The organism is Mucilaginibacter sp. A3364 (genome assembly GCF_059690715.1).
Genome location: NZ_JCAWED010000001.1, coordinates 2,321,686 through 2,339,530, shown reverse-complemented (window position 1 = coordinate 2,339,530; position 17,845 = coordinate 2,321,686). Strand labels below are relative to the sequence as shown.

The following is a 17,845-nucleotide window of genomic DNA, read 5'->3' as shown; positions in this document are numbered from 1 at the left end:
ATTATTCTGCTTAGTTTTGGGCAGATGAAGTTGTATATTAAAAATATGGTTTGCCGCCGTTGCGTAACGGCTGTACAGAAAGTGTTTGAAGACGCGGGGCAAAAGGTACAGCAAATTAGCCTGGGCGAAGTTGTACTGGTGGATAGCCCCGCGACGGCCGAATTACAGCATATCAACCAGCAACTGGAAACATTAGGCTTCGAAATTATCGACGACCGTAAGAGCCGCGTTATCGAAAAAATCAAAAACCTTATCGTTAATCTTGTCCACCATAATACCGAACCCCTTAACGTAAACATCTCTGACCACCTGGCGCGCGAGATGAATTACGAGTATAATTACCTAAGCAATCTTTTCTCGGAAGTGGAAGGTAATACCATCGAAAAATTCTTTATCAGCCAGAAAATTGAAAAGGTAAAAGAGTTGCTTATTTATGATGAGATAAGCTTGAGCCAGATAGCTTATCAACTAGGTTACAGCAGCGCGGCCTACCTATCCACCCAATTTAAAAAGCAAACCGGGCTTACGCCGGGCTATTTTAAAACTATCAGGGCGGGCAAGCGTACGGCTATAGACGACCTGTAAATCTCATAACATAAACACAAAATGTTGTAAAGCCTATGGCTTACCGGCGAGGTAATTTTGTAGCAAATAATTAAAGCTATGAAACATACTTATCAAATATCAGGCATGACCTGTACCGGCTGCCAGGCCAAAGTAATAAGCCTGCTATCAGGCATCCCCAATGTAACCAACGTAGCTATCGACCTGCAAAACGGTGAAGCCACTATTACCATGGATGAACACGTGGATGTATACGTTTTCAAAAACGCCTTATTGCCATATCCCAAATACCAGATAGAGGAGAAGCCCCCTTTGCACCATGCTATGCCGGTAATTGCAGACGATGTGGAACGACAACGCGGCTGGCTGGAAACCTATAAGCCTATCTTACTCATATTTGCTTACATAACAGCGGTTACAGCTATCGCGTCTTTCCATGCGGGAAGCTTTCATTTAAATACCGCCATGCGTGTATTTATGGCCGGGTTCTTTTTAGTGTTCTCGTTCTTCAAAATGTTTAACCTGCAAGGCTTTGCCGAAAGTTATATGATGTACGACGTAATAGCTCGCAGATTTAAAGCCTGGGCCTATATATACGCTTTTATTGAGCTGGGTTTAGGCCTGGCCTTCGCACTTAATATATTGCCTGTTTTGGCTAACGCGATAACATTTGTAGTGATGGGCATAAGTATTATCGGCGTATTGCAAACGGTGCTTAATAAACGCAGCATTCAATGCGCATGCCTTGGCGCAGTGTTTAACCTGCCCATGAGTACGGTAACTATTATTGAAGATGGTTTGATGATAGTGATGAGCGGGGCGATGTTGGTCATTAGTCAATGGCCGATTAGTCTTTATCAATAGTAAACTGCCGGAGCCCACAGTCATATCCGCAATTCCTCGTTACTGTTGGCTTTAGCCAACGGATAAATTGCAAGCAAAGATGGCTTTAGCCAAACATTTTAATGCGCCACAGGGTGCGCCACTTTTTTAAAGTGTAAAGGCGGTGGTTTTATAAATTATTGACTATCAAATAATTATAAAATAAACAGGGTGCGCCGCTTTGCGCCGCTTTTTTTGCATAAATATCTATAAATCAAAATCTTATAAAAATAAGGTGCGCCACCTGCGCCACTTTAAAAGTGGCGCACCCTCCACAAAAAAAGGGGATCAGTTATGATCCCCTTTTTTCAATTTCATATGCAGATGTGCATATCTAAAAATTACACTCGTTTAATATCAGCGCCTAAAGCTTGTAGGCGTTTATCAATGTTTTGATAACCACGCTCAATTTGCTCAATGTTGTAAATGGTTGATTTACCTTGGGCGGATAAAGCCGCTATCAGTAATGACACACCCGCACGGATGTCTGGCGAGGTCATCGATATACCACGTAGCTGTACTTGTTTATCTAACCCTATAACAGTAGCGCGGTGCGGATCACACAGGATGATCTGGGCGCCCATATCCAATAGTTTATCTACAAAGAACAAACGGCTTTCAAACATCTTTTGGTGGATCAGTACCGAACCTTTGGCTTGTATAGCCACTACCAACACGATGCTCAACAGGTCGGGGGTAAAGCCCGGCCATGGCGCATCGGCAATGGTCATGATAGAGCCATCAATGAAGGTTTCGATCTCGTAATGCTCCTGTGCAGGGATGAAGATATCATCGCCACGCAGTTCCAGTTTAATACCTAAACGTTTAAATATCTCGGGGATGATGCCCAGTTCTTTGTATTGTACATTTTTAATGGTGATCTCAGAACCGGTCATGGCCGCTAAACCGATGAACGAGCCGATCTCGATCATATCCGGCAGCATGCGGTGCTCGGTGCCACCTAAGCGTTCAACGCCTTCAATAGTTAACAAGTTTGAACCTATGCCGCTAATTTTGGCGCCCATGCGGTTAAGCATTTTACAAAGCTGCTGCAGGTAAGGCTCGCAAGCCGCGTTATAAATGGTGGTAGTGCCTTTAGCCAATACAGCCGCCATTACAATGTTGGCCGTACCGGTTACCGATGCTTCGTCTAACAGGATGTAAGTACCTTTAAGGTTGGATGCATCTACATTAAAGAAACCATCCTCAGGGTTGTAATTAAATTGCGCACCCAGTTTTTCAAAGCCCAGGAAGTGGGTATCTAAACGACGACGGCCAATTTTATCGCCACCCGGTTTTGGGATAGATGCTTTGCCGAAGCGTGCCAACAGTGGTCCCACGATCATGATAGAGCCACGCAGGCCACCACCTTTTGATTTAAAGGCTTCTGATTGGAAGAAATCCTGGTCAATGTTTTTAGCTTCAAAGGTGTAAGTATCCTCATTAAGGCGGTTTACGATAACACCCATATCGCCCAAAAGCTCAATAAGTTTATTTACGTCCTTAATATCAGGTATGTTGCTTATGGTTACTTTCTCTTCGGTTAGTAATACCGCCGAAAGTATCTGTAATGCTTCGTTTTTTGCTCCCTGCGGAGTGATCTCGCCTTTTAATGGTTTACCACCTATTATTTCGAATGCGTTATTCATAGTTTACAGTTAATGGTTTAATTAAACAAGCTTAATACAGCTGTTCAATAACCATGCAAAGATTATAAATATATTTTTGATTTGCCCGACCATCAGTCTAAACTCGCAAGTCATATTTATCAACATTTAATACAACCTGCAAGCCTTTGGCTTAATACTTTTTACCGCCGCCACCGTTGTTACGGTTACGGTTGTTTTGGTTATTGTTATTACGACCATTGTTTTGGTTATTGTTGCTTCGGCCACCACCGCCGCCGCTACCGCCACGGTTATTTTGGTTGTTGTTGCTACGGCCGCCGCGGTTGTTGTTGTTGCTTTGCGTATTTACCGGTGCGCGGTACTCCACCCGATTAAGGTTCATGCCCTCATCAATCTTAAGTTCGCCTTTTGATAAGGCAACCAGGTCGGCCAGGATGGTTTCATCAGCTACCGAATCTTTGTTCCACTGCACATAAGCCATTTTCATAAAGTTGGCAATAGCTTGCACCATGTGTTTGCGGCGCTCGGGCTCCTCAATGCTTTTGGCTTTCTCTATCATCAGCTCAATAGTTTTGCCATAGTGCTTATAGCGTATACGCTGATTTGGGTAACGCAAAGGTTCGGGTTTAAATAGTATAGCGTCTTCGGCCGGTTTTGGGTACGGCGAATCAACATCTATCTGGAAACCTGATATAATATGCAGGTGATCCCAAAGCTTATGTTTAAAATCGGCCACATCACGCAGATGCGGGTTTAAAAAGCCCATCAGGTCTATCACCACCTGGGCATAACGGTTACGTTCTTCTTTGGTTGGCAGCGCAACAATGTACTTAACCATGTTTTGTACGTTGCGGCCATATTCAGACAGGATCAACTTGTTCCTGGTAGAATTATAGTCAAAATTCTCGGCCATGTTTATTTAAGGCAATTAATTAATACGTTTTTATGAATTTTTAAGTTAGCCAGACAAATTCCCTGCGTGATAGGGCAAACGAGGCTAAAATTGAAAGTACCGGAACAGTACTAACGCAAATATAGCTTAAATGTGATAGTATCCAAATTATTTTAAATGGACATGATACCCGTTTGATTTCTGTATTTTCGCTTACATGGCACCACACCTAACAATTACTAAAATAGATATCTACCGGTTCAGTATAAAAATGGAGCCCTTTACCATAGCTACCGGCACCATGACGCATGCGCAAAATGTGTTCATCCGCGTACACACCAGCGCCGGGTTTTATGGGGTGGGCGAGTGCTCGGCCTTCCCGATGATCGTAGGCGAAACGCAGGACACCTGCCTGGCTATGGCTAAAGAGTTTGCACTACTGTGGAAAGGTGAGGATCCGCTGGATATTCCCGCCCGTATGCAGCAACTGCATGACTTTAGTGCCGGCAACACCACCATAAAAAGCGCCTTTGATATTGCCTTGCATGATATAGCCGCCAAAAACGCCGGCTTACCATTATACAAGTTTTTAGGCGGTGCGAAGCGCGAAGTGGAAACGGATATCACCATTGGCATAAACACCCCCGAATATATGGCTGCGCGGGCTACAGAATTTAAAAATTCAGGCGCTACCATATTAAAGGTAAAACTGGGTAAGAATGCTGTAGAAGATGTAGAGCGAATCAAACAAATTCGCGAAGCCGTAGGCGATGGTATGAAAATAAGGATAGACGCCAACCAGGGCTGGAGTTTTGACGACGCGGTGTTTGCCTTGCAGGCCTTAGGCAAATATAACATTGAGTTTTGCGAACAACCCATGCGCACCTGGCATGATGATGAGCTGCCAAAGCTAATGCAACTGTCCCCCGTAAAAATAATGGCTGATGAAAGCGTGTACAACCACCACGATGCCCGTAAGCAGATCATGAGCGGATCATGCCATTATATCAATATCAAAATGTCAAAATCAGGCGGATTGCTGGAGGCCCGGAAGATACATAACACAGCCGCGGGCCATGGCATACCTTGCATGATGGGCGGCATGCTGGAAAGCCGCATAGCCTTAAGCGCCAAGCTGCATTTTGTATACAGCTGCAGCAATATTCATTTTTACGATATGGATACCTGTATGCTTGGCCATTTGGAAGACCCTTGCGTTGGCGGCGTTACCTATAATGGCTACCATCTTGATATTGATGATGCCCCAGGCATAGGCGCCGATGCTGACGATAATTTTTTGGAAAAGTGTGAATATTTTGGTGTATAGTTTACTTTTATAGCTGTAAGCCAATTACCCGATGTTCAAAAACCTTATTTATACTGTTGCGGCGGTATTAATCCTAAGCTGCCGTTTATTCGCCCAAAGCCAAAGTTTGCCTGCCCCCACCGGTTTAATGTGCGACCTGGTGGCTGCCGGGGGCTATCAATCCATCAACGGCTACATAATACAGTCATCGCCCGAGAACCTGTTGAAGAAAAATGTGCAGTCGGTTTTAATTGGTAGCGCCAACCCGGCTTTTAGCTGGGAGGTGAGGAGCACAGGCTTCAACACCATGCAAACCGCATATCAAATTTTAGTGGCTGATAGTAAAGAGGCTATTTATGCGGATAAAGGGAATGTTTGGGATTCGGGGAAGGTACCCTCTGCACTATCCGCAGGTGTGGTTTTTAATGGCGCGAAGTTAAAGCCATCATCAGCCTATTATTGGAAGGTGCGGGTGTGGACGCAGTTGCATGATCCCAGCATTTACTCGGCAGTGCAAGTGTTTTATACCGATACGGCTTTGATTCAGCATAAAACGCCTGATTACCCGCTGCAGGTATCCGAATTAATACCGGTATCACACAAATATGTCAACCATATCCATCGTTTTGACTTTGGCAAAGTGGCCTTTGGCCAATTGCAATTACGGTTGAATGCCAATGGCGATAACGACACCGTTACAGTTCGCCTTGGCGAAATACTTAAAGATAGTTTGATCGATCGTAAGCCGCCGGGTAATATCCGCTACGCGCAGTACAAATTGCCATTGCATAAAGGTTTTCATAACTATATCATAACACTTGATAAAAACGCGATAAACACCCGCCCAGCAGCCATGAAAATGCCCGACTATATTGGTGAAGTAACACCATTCAGATATTGCGAAGTAGAGGGTTACCGATATATTTTAGAAACTCCCAATGTTATACAGCGAGCAGTTAACTACCATTTTAATGATAATGAGTTGAGCTTCAGTAGTTCTGATTCAACCTTAAACGCTATTTGGGAACTCTGCAAATATTCCATGAAAGCCACCTCATTTTTGGGTACTTATGTGGATGGTGACCGTGAGCGCATTCCTTACGAAGCCGATGCCTACATTAATCAACTCAGTCATTACGCAGTGGATAAGGAATATACACTGGCCCGCCGTTCGCACGAATATCTGATCTCGCATCCAACCTGGCCTACTGAGTGGATACTACAATCTGTCCTTATCGGCTGGAATGATTATTTATACACCGGCGATATATCGTCGGCAAAATACCACTACGCCGATCTGAAAGCCAAAACGCTATCAACGCTAACCGATTCAACCGGGCTTATTAGTACCCTTAACGGTAAAGTAAGTAAAGAGGTGTTAAACTCTATCCACTTTAACGGGCAGCTAAAAGATATTGTAGACTGGCCCCACGGTGCCGAAACAGATGGTTTTGTGTTTACCAAATACAATTCGGTAGTAAACGCTTTTCATTACAAAGCATTGCTCATTTTGGCTAAACTGGCGGCAGATATTGGCAATGCCACCGATGCAAAGCAATACACCGCTCAAGCCTCGGCCTTAAGGAAAGCGTATCAAAAAGCCTTCTTTGATAGCAAACGTCATATTTATAGGGATGGCATGGAAACGGATCATACCTCGTTGCATACCAATATGTTTGCCATGGCATTTGGCTTGGTTGACGCTCAATACAAGGCCGAGGTACAAGCTTTTATCAAATCGCGCGGGATGGCCTGTAGCGTGTATGGTTCGCAATTTTTGCTGGATGCTGTTTATGATGCCGGCGACGCTGATTATGGCTTCAGCTTGCTTACCTCGCGCAGCGACCGTAGCTGGTACAACATGCTGCGCGTAGGCAGCACCATCACACTGGAAGCCTGGGACAATAAATACAAACCAAACCAGGACTGGAACCACGCCTGGGGAGCCGCTGCGGGCAACATCATATCGCGCAAGCTAATGGGTATTGAACCGTTAACGCCGGGCTGGACAAGCTTTAGCGTAAAACCACAAATAGCCAACCTGAAGGCCGCTCATATAGATGTGCCCACTATAAAAGGTGTGATCTATGCGGCCTATCAACAAAATGAAACTTCGTTTACAGCCACTATAAATGTGCCGGCTAATACACAGGCGCAGGTATATCTCCCTATAAAAAACAGCAAAAAATACACCTTGTTACTGGATGGAAAGCCCCTTAAAATAAAAGCCCAAAAACAAAGCGCCCTGATACCTAATGTAGGCTCAGGGCAGCATGTGTTCGAAGTTAAATATTAACTATTCGGCGCTTAGTTGCGCGAAGTATTTATGGAACAATGGGATGGTTTCTATCCCTTTGTAATAGTTAAATATATCGTATTTCTCATTCGGCGAGTGTAGTGCGTCGCTGTCCAATCCAAAACCCATCAGCACGGTTTTAATACCCAGTTCAGCTTCAAACAATGATACGATAGGGATACTGCCGCCACCACGGGTTGGGATAGGGGCCTTGCCAAATGCTTCGGTAATGGCCATTTGCGCTGCGCGATAGGCTATGCTATCTGTCGGGGTCACTGCCGGTTCGCCGCCATGGTGTGGCGTTACTTTTACTTTTACCGATGGGGGAGCTATTTTCAGAAAGTGGTCTGTAAACAGCTGCGTTATCTTGTCCGAACCCTGGTTAGGCACCAATCGCATCGAAATTTTCGCGTTAGCTTTTGATGGGAGTACGGTTTTAGCACCTTCGCCAATGTAACCGCCCCAAATACCATTAACTTCTAAAGTAGGGCGGGTACCGGTACGTTCAAAAGTGGTATAACCTTTTTCGCCCCAAACTTCGGCAATGTCCAGGTCTTGTTTGTATTCGGCTTCATCGTAAGGTGCAGCGTTTAGCTCCTTGCGTTCCTGTTGGGTCAAATCAACTACATCATCATAAAAACCGGGGATGGTAATACGGTTATTCTCGTCATGCAGGGAAGCGATCATTTTAGCCAGTATCGTAGCCGGGTTTGCCACAGCGCCACCATAAACACCCGAATGCAGATCGCGGTTAGGGCCGGTAACTTCAACTTCAAGATATGATAGGCCACGCAAACCGGTTTCCAGCGAAGGATGCTCCATGCTGATCATCGAAGTATCTGATATCAGCACCACATCGGCTTTTAAACGTTCCTTGTTGGCTTTTACAAATATGCCCAGGTTTGATGAACCTACTTCTTCCTCGCCTTCAATCATAAATTTAATGTTGCAAGGCAGGGTGTTGTTGGCTATCATCAGTTCAAATGCTTTTACATGCATGTAAAACTGTCCCTTATCATCGCAGGCGCCGCGGGCGTAAATTTTGCCATCGCGCACGGTTGGTTCAAAAGGAGGGGTATGCCAAAGTTCCAGCGGATCGGGAGGTTGTACATCATAGTGGCCGTAAACCAGTACGGTAGGTTTGTTGGGGTCGATCAGTTTCTCGCCATAAACGATAGGATAACCTGCTGTTTGGCAAATTTCTACGTTATCGGCTCCCGCATCCTGTAGCTTTTTCGCCACATAATCGGCAGTGTTTAACACATCGGCCTTATACTTTGGGTCGGCGCTTACCGATGGAAAACGTAATAATTCAAACAGTTCATCCAATAAACGCTGTTTATTTTCGTCAATATATTGCTTAATAGCTTGCATAGGCATCAATTTTGAACAAATATAGCTGATGTTTATACTTTTTTACAAAGCTGCGGCAGGTTGTTGAAATTTAGATGCGTTGTAATATATTTGTTGACGTTAGTTTTAATTGTTGATTAAATGAGTTATCGTAAGATAATTTCTGTTTTACTGGTTCTTGCTTTAAAGCTTACCACGGTGCAGGCGCAAATGCCAAGTTGCAGCGCGGCGGCACGCTTTTATGGTAAGGATAGTATCAATGTAACCACCTTTGGCGCCAGTACGGTTGCCGGTGTGGGTGGCGTGGGTTTTCAAACAGATCTGACTAACAATATCGAATCATGCTACACAGGCGTTATTACCACGGTAACCAAAAACGCCATTCCCGGCGAAACCACAACGCAAGGCTTATCCCGTTTCCCGGCCGCAATCGCGGGGCGCACAGGCTTTGTATTGATACTAATTGGCGCTAATGATGCCCTGGCCCTTACGGCCAAAACCACGACTATTGATGTGGTGGAGAAGAATATGCGTTATTATATTGAAACAGCGCTAAAAAATAAGCTAATACCTATTATAGGTACTATACAGTTTTTTAACGATCGTAATAATCAAAATCTACGTACAACAAACCTGTATGTAAGCCAGATAAACGGCCTTTATCGCAGGCTGGCGCGAGATTATCGTGTTTACCTGGCGGATATAAACCGGGCGTTGGGCCGCGATTTTAGCCTGTACCAGGATGCCGTCCACCCTAACGCGGCGGGTTATAAATTAATAAGCTTTGTTTGGTTTGATGCGATAAACCACGCTATTGACGAGAAATTGTTGGTTATTGGTTTGAGCCAGAATTATCCTAACCCGGTGATAGACCGTACGAAGATCGGCTTCAGTTTGTCGCAGGCGGGTAGGGTGCAAATTAACCTGTACAGTATGGCAGGCAGGTTTGTTCGTAATTTGTTTGATGCTTATAAAAACGCCGGCTACCAGGAAATTTTGGTGCCTTTAAATGGGGTTGACCCAGGAATATATATTTACAGCATGCAGGTGGGCGGGCAACTACTTAGCAAAAAAATGATAGTTACCCGGTAAGGGGGCAATTAGTCGGCAGTGGCCAGGGTAGTTGTTTCTGCAGATGGGGTTACGCTTTCGGTATGTGCTATTTTAACTTCAGCTTTCACTGCTTTGCTTTCTTTACCATTTACGGTTAGTGCTGCTAAGGCTGCTATGCTTACTAATGCGGCTACAATTACTATCTTTTTCATGTTATATGTCGATTGATTTAATGGGGTATTCGGTTTGTATATATAATTAAGCTCTATCAGCAGTACCTAGGTTATTTTTGTCGCCACGGTCAGCAGTACCCAGGTTATTTTTATCACCACGATCGGCAGTGCCTAAATTGTTTTTATCGCCACGGTCGGCAGTTCCCAAATTGTTTTTATCGCCACGGTCAGCAGTGCCTAAGTTGTTTTTATCGATAGTTCTGTCGGCAGTACCTAAGTTGTTTTTATCGCCTGTAGTAGCAGCAAATGATGAAGAGATACCTGTTGAAAATATGATTGCGATTGCGATGATTAACTTTTTCATTGTATTGTTTGTATAGCAGGGGGTAAGTATTGTAGTTGTTATGGATTATATATGATTGATGATTAGAATCTGTCGGCAGTACCTAAGTTGTTTTTATCGCCACGGTCAGCAGTACCTAAGTTGTTTTTGTCAGCACGATCGGCAGTACCTAAATTGTTTTTGTCACCACGGTCAGCAGTACCTAAGTTGTTTTTATCACCACGATCGGCAGTGCCTAAATTGTTTTTGTCAGCACGGTCAGCAGTGCCTAAGTTGTTTTTGTCAGCACGATCAGCAGTACCCAAGTTGTTTTTGTCTATAGTAGTAGCAGCAAATGATGAAGAGATACCGGTTGAAAATATGATTGCGATTGCGATGATTAGCTTTTTCATGTTATGTTGAGTATATGGGGGTTATCTATTGTGTTGTTATGTGTGTTGTATGATTGATAATTAAAATCTGTCGGCAGTACCTAAGTTGTTTTTGTCACCACGATCAGCAGTACCTAAGTTGTTTTTGTCACCACGATCAGCAGTACCTAAGTTGTTTTTGTCACCACGGTCAGCAGTACCTAAGTTGTTTTTATCACCACGATCAGCAGTACCTAAGTTGTTTTTGTCGCCACGGTCAGCAGTACCCAGGTTGTTTTTGTCACCACGGTCAGCAGTACCTAAATTGTTTTTGTCGCGACCAGTGTTAGCGAATGAAGTAGAAGTGATGCCGGTTGATAATATGATAGCTGCTGCGATGATTAATTTTTTCATGATTATATGGTATTATAAATGTTTGATTACGTGATTAATTGATTGGTATATGTATCGTTATTATTATGAAAACTTTTCTTTTAGTCGGCCGTGGCCAATAGGTTACGTTCGCCCGATATCAGATCAATAATTTTAGTTGTCGGAGTTGTCTGTGTAGTGTTTGCATTGTTGATCAGGGTGGTTAAAACGCTGGTAGTAAACACTAAAGCCGCTACAAAAAATATTTTTTTCATGATCTGAGTCATTTTAAGGGTACGGGGTATTGTATTATTAGTTAATAGTTTGGTTACGTTTCAGTTTAGTCGGCAGTTGCCAGGCTGTTTGCTACGTTTGAAAAATTTGTTACAACTGCTGTTGCTGTTTTTAATTTTTTAAGGTTCATTTTATGGCAAGAAGTTAATACACCTGAAAAAATTACGATGATGGCTGCTAAGATTAAAGCTTTCATAATGGTTATATTTTTATATTAATAGTAATAATAATATTTTAATAGTTTTATGTATTAATTATAGGTTAATAATAAGAACATGTTTTTACGATTAGCCTCTTTAAAGTTTACGTTTTTAGACGCTATTTAAACCTCGTTTTTATATATGTTCACCTTTTAATTTTCCGTATAATTTTTTTGTTTAGTTAAATATTCTGTTCTAAAATCTACTCTGATAGTTATTTGATTTTCAATCTTTTAACGGTACAAAAGTAAATAGGTTTCGTTAATTACAAAGAAAATTAAAAAAATATTATCAACAACAAATATTTACTATTTTTATATGCAACTAGGATATTAATGTAATATTCATAACTTTCACCGCAATTAAACGTAATAGGTATAAAAACGTAATAGGTATTGATGAAGAAAATTTACGCTGTCCTGTTTTTAATATTCTTTTCATTAACTGTTTACGCAAATGTTTCAAGCGATGTTGCCGCCGGCGATACCAGCGAAGTAATTAAATTGAATATAAACGGTTATAACAATCGTTTCTCAAATCCCAGGGAAGCGGTTAGAGATGCCCAACGCGCTTTAGAACTCGCTCAAAAACTAAACTATACACGTGGCGTGGCCGAAGCATACCGTATTAAAGGTATAGGCGAATACTATTCAAACAGACCCGATAGTGCATTAAGCAGCTATTTTATTGCTTTAGAGACCTATAGAGCTTTGAATGATTACCGTGGTGTGGCCAAAGTTTATAACAACATTGGTAACCTTTACCAAATGGTTGATTACGACAAAGCGCTGGAGAATTTTAACCAGGCCCGAAAGATAGCCGAGCAATATAAAGACAAGAAACTCATTGCCTCTTTATACCTTAACATTGGCAATGTTTACAACCGTAAAAAAACGTATAAAAATGCTTTTGATTACTATACCAAAAGTTATCAATTGTTTAAGGAACTGAATGATCCGGAAAACTTGGTGCAATGTTTGGCGGATTTGGGAGTGATCCATTATCATCAAGGTAATTATCCCGAAGCAAAGAAATTATTGCTTGAGGCCAACAAAAGCGCCAAAGATCTGGATATGAATGCCGCTATCGCTGCCATTAATATGACGCTAACAGATATTTATATTGCGGAAAGCAATTTTAATGAGGCTGAAAAATATATACAGGAAGGAAAAAATTATTCAGAGATCATAGGTAACGAGAAGGATATTTATGAGTTTAAACACTCGGCCTATGAGTTGGAACGCAAACGTAAGAATTACGAAAAAGCGCTAAATTACCTGATCGAGATCTACCAACTAGACAGCGTTAGTTATAAAACAGGGGTGTCAACAAAACTTAATTTCGTACAGCAGGAGCAAGATCATGTTATACAAAACGAAAAAGCTCGTTTAACTGCCGAGTATTCACGCATTAAATTTTGGGCAGTGGCTGTTGTAGCGGGTTTGTTGTTGATAGTTGTTGGTTTACTGATAAACAATGTAAGGCGCAAGGCTACTACCAACCTGCAACTGCAGGAACTGAATGCCGAAGTATCCCGGCAAAAGGACAATCTGGACAGGATCAATCATCACCTGGAAGAGATCATTGATGAACGTACCAAGGATTTGCAGATAAAGAATAAAAAGCTGTCAGAATACTCATCCTACCTCTCGCACCAGATACGCGGACCTATAGCCACTTTAAAAGGCCTGATGAATTTAGAAAAAGAAGGATTGGTTGATAAGCAGGAATGCATTACCATGATGGATAAATGCGTATCAGAAATTGATGAGAAGATCATCGAAATGAGCGATATGCTCCATGACCCGGGTAAAGCGGGCTCTTAAATAGCTTCGCTTAAGTGCGGCCACTTGGTGTGTATCTGTGGCTCGGGCAGTTTGTTATAAATACAATACCATGATATCATCTGTAAAATAAGTACTTCATGGTGCTTGTTGTAACCGCGTGTCTCAAACGCAAGCTTCTGTTTGCCGGCAGTTACAAAAAAGCTTACCTCGCCTTTGCTCGGTATAAAGGCCGAGTTTATTAAATCAAAAGCTTTAACCTTTAAACGGCTCCCGGCATCGTGTATGGTGCTGGTGGTGTAGTTTTGATTTTTTGATACTGATATAAGGTAATTAAACATGATATATCACTTTAGAGCATAAAGCGTTGCAAATTTTAATCCAAACTGTAATATTCTGGCTTAAAACTTAAAAACACGTGTTTGCCGCTGTGTAATTAAGTTTAAAACGCAGTAATAACGCACTGTTAATTTGCAACGCCGGGCGCGGAATAAATAAAAATTGTAGTGTTTATTAAACGGAATTTAGGAAACGCTAACCCTGCTGTTGCGCAATTCTTCATAAAGTAAAATAACTTTACGTTGTAAATTCACGATCTCAGCCTCACGATCCGTTAGTTTCTTTTGTACGATACTTAAGTTAGATGGTTGCTGCTCAGCCTGCTCTGCATCCATTGACAGGATTTGCACTACATCAATTTCGTAAATGTTGGCTATTTGCTCCAGGCGTGATAAGTTAATATCGGTAACGCCGGTTTCTATCTTCGAAAAAGCCGGGATAGAAATGCCCAAACGGTTAGCAACATCCTCCTGGCTCCAGCCATGTTGGTGGCGGAAAGTACGGATGTTTTTCCCTACAGTTTTGTTTGTTTTCTTTTTTAAATTCTCGCTCATGTCAATAGTATAAATTAATTGTGAAGAAAGGGGTCGCGAGGTTTAATCCAATTAGTATGCCATGTTAATTATAAAGCATAAACAGGTTCAAAACGTGGGGAATGGGGTATAGTTTAAATTAATATTGTGGAACTAGTTCCTCAAAAGTGGGAAACTAGTTAATTATTGGATAATACTCAGTTTAGCAAATTTTAACAATAGCTGCTTCTGACCAATCTCTTTAAAAAAGATGGTGGCCTTAATGTCCGGCTTATTGCCTTCCAGGCTTATTACCTTACCAAAGCCGAAGCGTTCGTGCTCCACTTCCATACCTACCTGCAAATTACTGGTATCTGAAGCCTTGAAATTGGCCGACGGTACGTGCGCCTTAGCCAGCATAGAAGTTGTCTTAGGCGGCGCCGAAGTGGGTTTAGGCTTGGGTTTTGAGAAGCTATCGTTACGGGTCCATGCAGTACGCTCGTCATCATAAGTTTCTTTTGCAGCCGGGCGGGCGGTAAAGTCAAGCTCCAGGTAACGGGCATCTATCTCATCCAAAAAGCGGCTGGGTTCGCAATTGATAAGTGTACCAAATTTAAAGCGTGAGGTAGCGTAGCTGATACTTAATTTGCTTTCGGCACGGGTACAGGCCACATAAAACAGCCGGCGCTCTTCCTCCAGATCAGTTCGCGAGTTAAGCGACATTTGTGATGGGAAAAGGTTTTCCTCCAAACCCACCACATACACCTGCGGAAATTCAAGGCCTTTAGAAGAGTGGATAGTCATGAGGGATACCGTGTCAGCATCTTTGTCTTTATCCTTATCGTCGTTGGTAAGTAAAGCCACATCCTGCATGAATACGTCGAGGCCTTTTTCTTCCAGGTCCTCGCGCTCGCTGAACTCTTTTATACCGTTCAATAGCTCCTGGATATTCTCATAGCGGTTTAAGCCTTCTACAGATTTATCCTCGTATAGATCCTTTAATAATCCTGAGTGCTGTGCTATGTACAAAGCAGCCTCATAAGCGCTCTGCGTCTTAGTCAACACCTGGAAGCTTTGGATCATGGTGGCAAAGGCCGGCAAAGCCGACGGTGCACGCTGCAGATACTGGCCCGAGTTTACGATGATCTCCCAAGGCGTAACTTTAAAATGATCGGCAGCAACAATAATATTATCTACCGAGGTATCACCAATGCCGCGCTTTGGATAGTTTATAACACGTTTCAGCGCCTCCTCATCATTCGGATTAAATGTTAGGCGGAAATAGGCTATAAGGTCCTTGATCTCTTTACGTTGATAGAAAGATAAGCCGCCATAAATTTTATAAGGCGTGCCTAGCTTTCGCAAGGCCTCCTCCATTGAGCGCGACTGTGCATTGGTACGATACAGAATGGCAAAATCATTCCATTTCATGCCTTTGGTGGTGCGCTCGTGCATGATAGCTTCGGCTACCAGTTTGCCTTCTTCGTTATCGCTGAAAGCGCGCATCACCTTGATCTTGTCGCCGCTTTCTTTTTCGGAGAATACATTTTTTTTAAGCTGCTCCTTGTTATTGGAAATAATGCTGTTGGCTACGTTTACAATATTTTGGGTTGAACGGTAATTTTGCTCCAACTTGAATATTTTCAGGTCAGGGTAATCCTTTTCAAAGTTTAATATGTTTTGAATGTTGGCACCGCGGAAGGCATAGATACTTTGCGCGTCATCGCCCACCACACAAATATTCTCGTTTACAGCAGCCAGTTTTTTTACGATCAGGTACTGCGAGAAGTTGGTGTCCTGATACTCATCCACCATTAAATATTTAAACTTATGCTGATACTTGTTCAGCGTGTCGGGGTATGCTTTTAACAGCTCATTGGTTTTGAATAGCAAATCATCAAAATCCATGGCGCCGGCGCGGTAACAGCGTTGGGCATAGGTTTCATATATTTTACCCAGCATGCCACGGCCGCTTGAAAAATCATCCGCCTGGATCTGCTCATTTTTTTGATACTCGCCCCATGATACCAGGTTATTCTTTGCAGCCGAGATCCGGTTAAGCACCAGGTTCACGCTATACAACTTATCATCCAGGTTCATCTCTTTCAGGATGGCGCGCAGAACGCTTTTGCTGTCGTCGGTGTCGTAAATGGTGAAATTGCTGGGGTAACCCAGTTTATCGGCTTCTACACGTAATATTTTGGCGAAAACAGAGTGGAAGGTACCCATCCAGATGTTTTTGGCCTCGGGGCCGGCAACGTGGGTTATACGTTCGCGCATTTCGCGGGCGGCTTTGTTGGTAAAGGTAAGCACCAGGATATTGAACGAATCAACCCCGCTGCGCAGCAGGTGTGCCACCCGCATGGTAATTACCCTCGTTTTGCCCGATCCTGCGCCGGCAATGATCATTACCGGGCCTTTAATTTGTAATACGGCCGCCCTCTGTTCCGGATTTAATCCCTCTAAATAGTCCAATGCTGTTCCTCGTTACGTGAACGGCGAAATTAAGATTTTGCGCCCAAAGCCCGAAAAGGAAAATATCCACTTTTGCCCGCGGGCGATGGCGCAGGTGTAGCGGCGTATGCGTAGCACGCTACAGTGCTACACCCGGTGTAGCGCGCTACAGCGCTCATTGCCAGATGTTTGATTTTTTTGGTGGCGCTGTTTTGTCAGTCCTCATTATTTAATGTTTTACCGGGGTATTATCACCCTCAATTCGCAAACTTTCGTCATGTATGGCGTTCATCATTTCGGTAATGAATTGGGCGGACAGCGATTCTTTTTTACCAGCCTCAACGGCGCGCTCCAATACTTGTTTAAAACGTGCGGGTTGCAGGGGCGGTACGTTGTTTTTCTTTTTATAAATGCCTACTTCTTTCACTACGCGTTGGCGGTTGCCCAAAACCTGTATCAGTAGTTTATCTAATGAGTCTATTTGTTTGCGATAAACGTCCAAATCGGCGTTTACTTGGTCCTGGGTTTTGGTTTGCGCTTTGGCGGATAGGGTAAAGGCCAAGATTAGTGCTGTGCCGAAGAATATGGTTTTGAGGATTGGTCTTGTCATGATAGTGATGTTTTGCAATGGCAAAATAGGGATTTAAACGGAAGATTGTTAAATTTCACAACATACTGAATATTACTCTGCTATAATTACCGTATCGAATATCGCGTCTTTATGCCTTATGATACTGTCCAGATTTTTGCTTTGCCGTAAACTGTCCAGCTTGCTGTAACTGCCGTATTGGTGGTAAATTTCAACAATACGATTCTCAATTTCTTTGTTAGGTCGCGTTCTATAGGTATTGCAAAGGCATAGTGCTAATTTATTATTAGCAGCACGCTCAATTTGATCGCCAAATTCTTGGTCGCGACTATTAAACTTTACCGTGCAATTTCCTTCAGTTAACACTTGCTCTTTATGAGAACGTATTACAAAATACCCAATCACTATCAAAGCAAGTATACCCAACACAATAGCCGCTGTTTTTCGCTCTTCCATAACTT

The 17,845-nt window shown here is 42.9% G+C and carries 20 protein-coding genes; 6 read left to right on the top strand and 14 right to left on the bottom strand.

All coding sequences use genetic code 11. The annotated features are described in order from the left end of the window. Positions 1–24 precede the first annotated feature (24 nt). Positions 25–585, top strand: coding sequence for a helix-turn-helix domain-containing protein (locus AC59JT_RS10465; protein ID WP_497398494.1), 561 nt, complete (start codon positions 25–27; stop codon positions 583–585). A 78-nt stretch (positions 586–663) separates the two neighbouring features. Beyond that, a complete protein-coding gene (locus AC59JT_RS10460; RefSeq protein WP_497398492.1) occupies positions 664–1,428 on the top strand; it encodes a MauE/DoxX family redox-associated membrane protein in 765 nt (254 codons plus the stop codon). Between the two features lie 359 nt (positions 1,429–1,787). Here the strand turns inward: AC59JT_RS10460 and murA are convergent, their stop codons facing one another. Together murA and AC59JT_RS10450 are read right to left on the bottom strand one after the other, a co-directional pair. Next, the gene (gene murA, locus AC59JT_RS10455) at positions 1,788–3,095 is read right to left on the bottom strand and encodes a UDP-N-acetylglucosamine 1-carboxyvinyltransferase (RefSeq protein WP_497398490.1); all 1,308 of its coding nucleotides are present in this window, start codon (positions 3,093–3,095) and stop codon (positions 1,788–1,790) included. 151 nt (positions 3,096–3,246) lie between these two features. Next, a complete protein-coding gene (locus AC59JT_RS10450; RefSeq protein ID WP_497398488.1) occupies positions 3,247–3,987 on the bottom strand; it encodes a DUF4290 domain-containing protein in 741 nt (246 codons plus the stop codon). 250 nt (positions 3,988–4,237) lie between these two features. Between AC59JT_RS10450 and AC59JT_RS10445 the strand changes: the two genes are divergently transcribed. Both AC59JT_RS10445 and AC59JT_RS10440 read left to right on the top strand, forming a co-directional pair. Next, a complete protein-coding gene (locus AC59JT_RS10445) occupies positions 4,238–5,293 on the top strand; it encodes a mandelate racemase/muconate lactonizing enzyme family protein (protein ID WP_497398486.1) in 1,056 nt (351 codons plus the stop codon). A gap of 31 nt (positions 5,294–5,324) precedes the next feature. Further along, positions 5,325–7,568: an alpha-L-rhamnosidase-related protein gene (locus AC59JT_RS10440; protein ID WP_497398484.1), complete on the top strand. Its 2,244-nt coding sequence runs from the start codon at positions 5,325–5,327 to the stop codon at positions 7,566–7,568. On the opposite strand, the gene AC59JT_RS10435 is transcribed toward AC59JT_RS10440, so the two are convergent. After that, on the bottom strand, positions 7,569–8,942 hold the full coding sequence (locus tag AC59JT_RS10435; RefSeq protein WP_497398482.1) for a dipeptidase: 1,374 nt from the start codon (positions 8,940–8,942) through the stop codon (positions 7,569–7,571). Positions 8,943–9,062: 120 nt separating this feature from the next. Here AC59JT_RS10435 and AC59JT_RS10430 point away from each other — a divergent pair, with 120 nt between their 5' ends. After that, positions 9,063–10,013, top strand: coding sequence for an SGNH/GDSL hydrolase family protein (locus tag AC59JT_RS10430; protein WP_497398480.1), 951 nt, complete (start codon positions 9,063–9,065; stop codon positions 10,011–10,013). Between the two features lie 8 nt (positions 10,014–10,021). On the opposite strand, the gene AC59JT_RS10425 is transcribed toward AC59JT_RS10430, so the two are convergent. The 6 genes from AC59JT_RS10425 to AC59JT_RS10400 all read right to left on the bottom strand — a co-directional run bounded on the left by AC59JT_RS10425 (position 10,022) and on the right by AC59JT_RS10400 (position 11,702). Continuing rightward, positions 10,022–10,186 carry a hypothetical protein gene (locus AC59JT_RS10425; RefSeq protein WP_497398478.1) on the bottom strand — a complete coding sequence of 55 codons (165 nt, stop codon included), beginning with the start codon at positions 10,184–10,186 and terminating at the stop codon, positions 10,022–10,024. Between the two features lie 46 nt (positions 10,187–10,232). After that, positions 10,233–10,511: a hypothetical protein gene (locus AC59JT_RS10420; protein ID WP_497398476.1), complete on the bottom strand. Its 279-nt coding sequence runs from the start codon at positions 10,509–10,511 to the stop codon at positions 10,233–10,235. A 62-nt stretch (positions 10,512–10,573) separates the two neighbouring features. After that, positions 10,574–10,882 carry a hypothetical protein gene (locus AC59JT_RS10415; RefSeq protein ID WP_497398474.1) on the bottom strand — a complete coding sequence of 103 codons (309 nt, stop codon included), beginning with the start codon at positions 10,880–10,882 and terminating at the stop codon, positions 10,574–10,576. 60 nt (positions 10,883–10,942) lie between these two features. Beyond that, entirely contained in the window at positions 10,943–11,254 is a 312-nt protein-coding gene (locus AC59JT_RS10410) for a hypothetical protein (RefSeq protein WP_497398472.1), read from the bottom strand. A gap of 80 nt (positions 11,255–11,334) precedes the next feature. After that, a complete protein-coding gene (locus AC59JT_RS10405; protein WP_497398470.1) occupies positions 11,335–11,487 on the bottom strand; it encodes a hypothetical protein in 153 nt (50 codons plus the stop codon). 65 nt (positions 11,488–11,552) lie between these two features. Further along, entirely contained in the window at positions 11,553–11,702 is a 150-nt protein-coding gene (locus AC59JT_RS10400) for a hypothetical protein (RefSeq protein WP_497398468.1), read from the bottom strand. Between the two features lie 402 nt (positions 11,703–12,104). Here AC59JT_RS10400 and AC59JT_RS10395 point away from each other — a divergent pair, with 402 nt between their 5' ends. Next, positions 12,105–13,532, top strand: coding sequence for a tetratricopeptide repeat protein (locus tag AC59JT_RS10395; protein WP_497398466.1), 1,428 nt, complete (start codon positions 12,105–12,107; stop codon positions 13,530–13,532). On the opposite strand, the gene AC59JT_RS10390 is transcribed toward AC59JT_RS10395, so the two are convergent. The 5 genes from AC59JT_RS10390 to AC59JT_RS10370 all read right to left on the bottom strand — a co-directional run bounded on the left by AC59JT_RS10390 (position 13,529) and on the right by AC59JT_RS10370 (position 17,840). Next, on the bottom strand, positions 13,529–13,831 hold the full coding sequence (locus AC59JT_RS10390; RefSeq protein WP_497398464.1) for a hypothetical protein: 303 nt from the start codon (positions 13,829–13,831) through the stop codon (positions 13,529–13,531). The genes AC59JT_RS10395 and AC59JT_RS10390 overlap by 4 nt on opposite strands. A 183-nt stretch (positions 13,832–14,014) precedes the next feature. Continuing rightward, a complete protein-coding gene (locus AC59JT_RS10385; RefSeq protein WP_497398462.1) occupies positions 14,015–14,383 on the bottom strand; it encodes a helix-turn-helix domain-containing protein in 369 nt (122 codons plus the stop codon). A 162-nt stretch (positions 14,384–14,545) separates the two neighbouring features. Then, complete coding sequence (locus AC59JT_RS10380) at positions 14,546–16,816, bottom strand: ATP-dependent helicase (protein ID WP_497398460.1); 2,271 nt, start codon at positions 16,814–16,816, stop codon at positions 14,546–14,548. Positions 16,817–17,024: 208 nt separating this feature from the next. Beyond that, positions 17,025–17,405: a chorismate mutase gene (locus tag AC59JT_RS10375; protein WP_497398458.1), complete on the bottom strand. Its 381-nt coding sequence runs from the start codon at positions 17,403–17,405 to the stop codon at positions 17,025–17,027. A 72-nt stretch (positions 17,406–17,477) separates the two neighbouring features. Then, positions 17,478–17,840: a hypothetical protein gene (locus tag AC59JT_RS10370; RefSeq protein ID WP_497398456.1), complete on the bottom strand. Its 363-nt coding sequence runs from the start codon at positions 17,838–17,840 to the stop codon at positions 17,478–17,480. Positions 17,841–17,845: the final 5 nt, after the last annotated feature.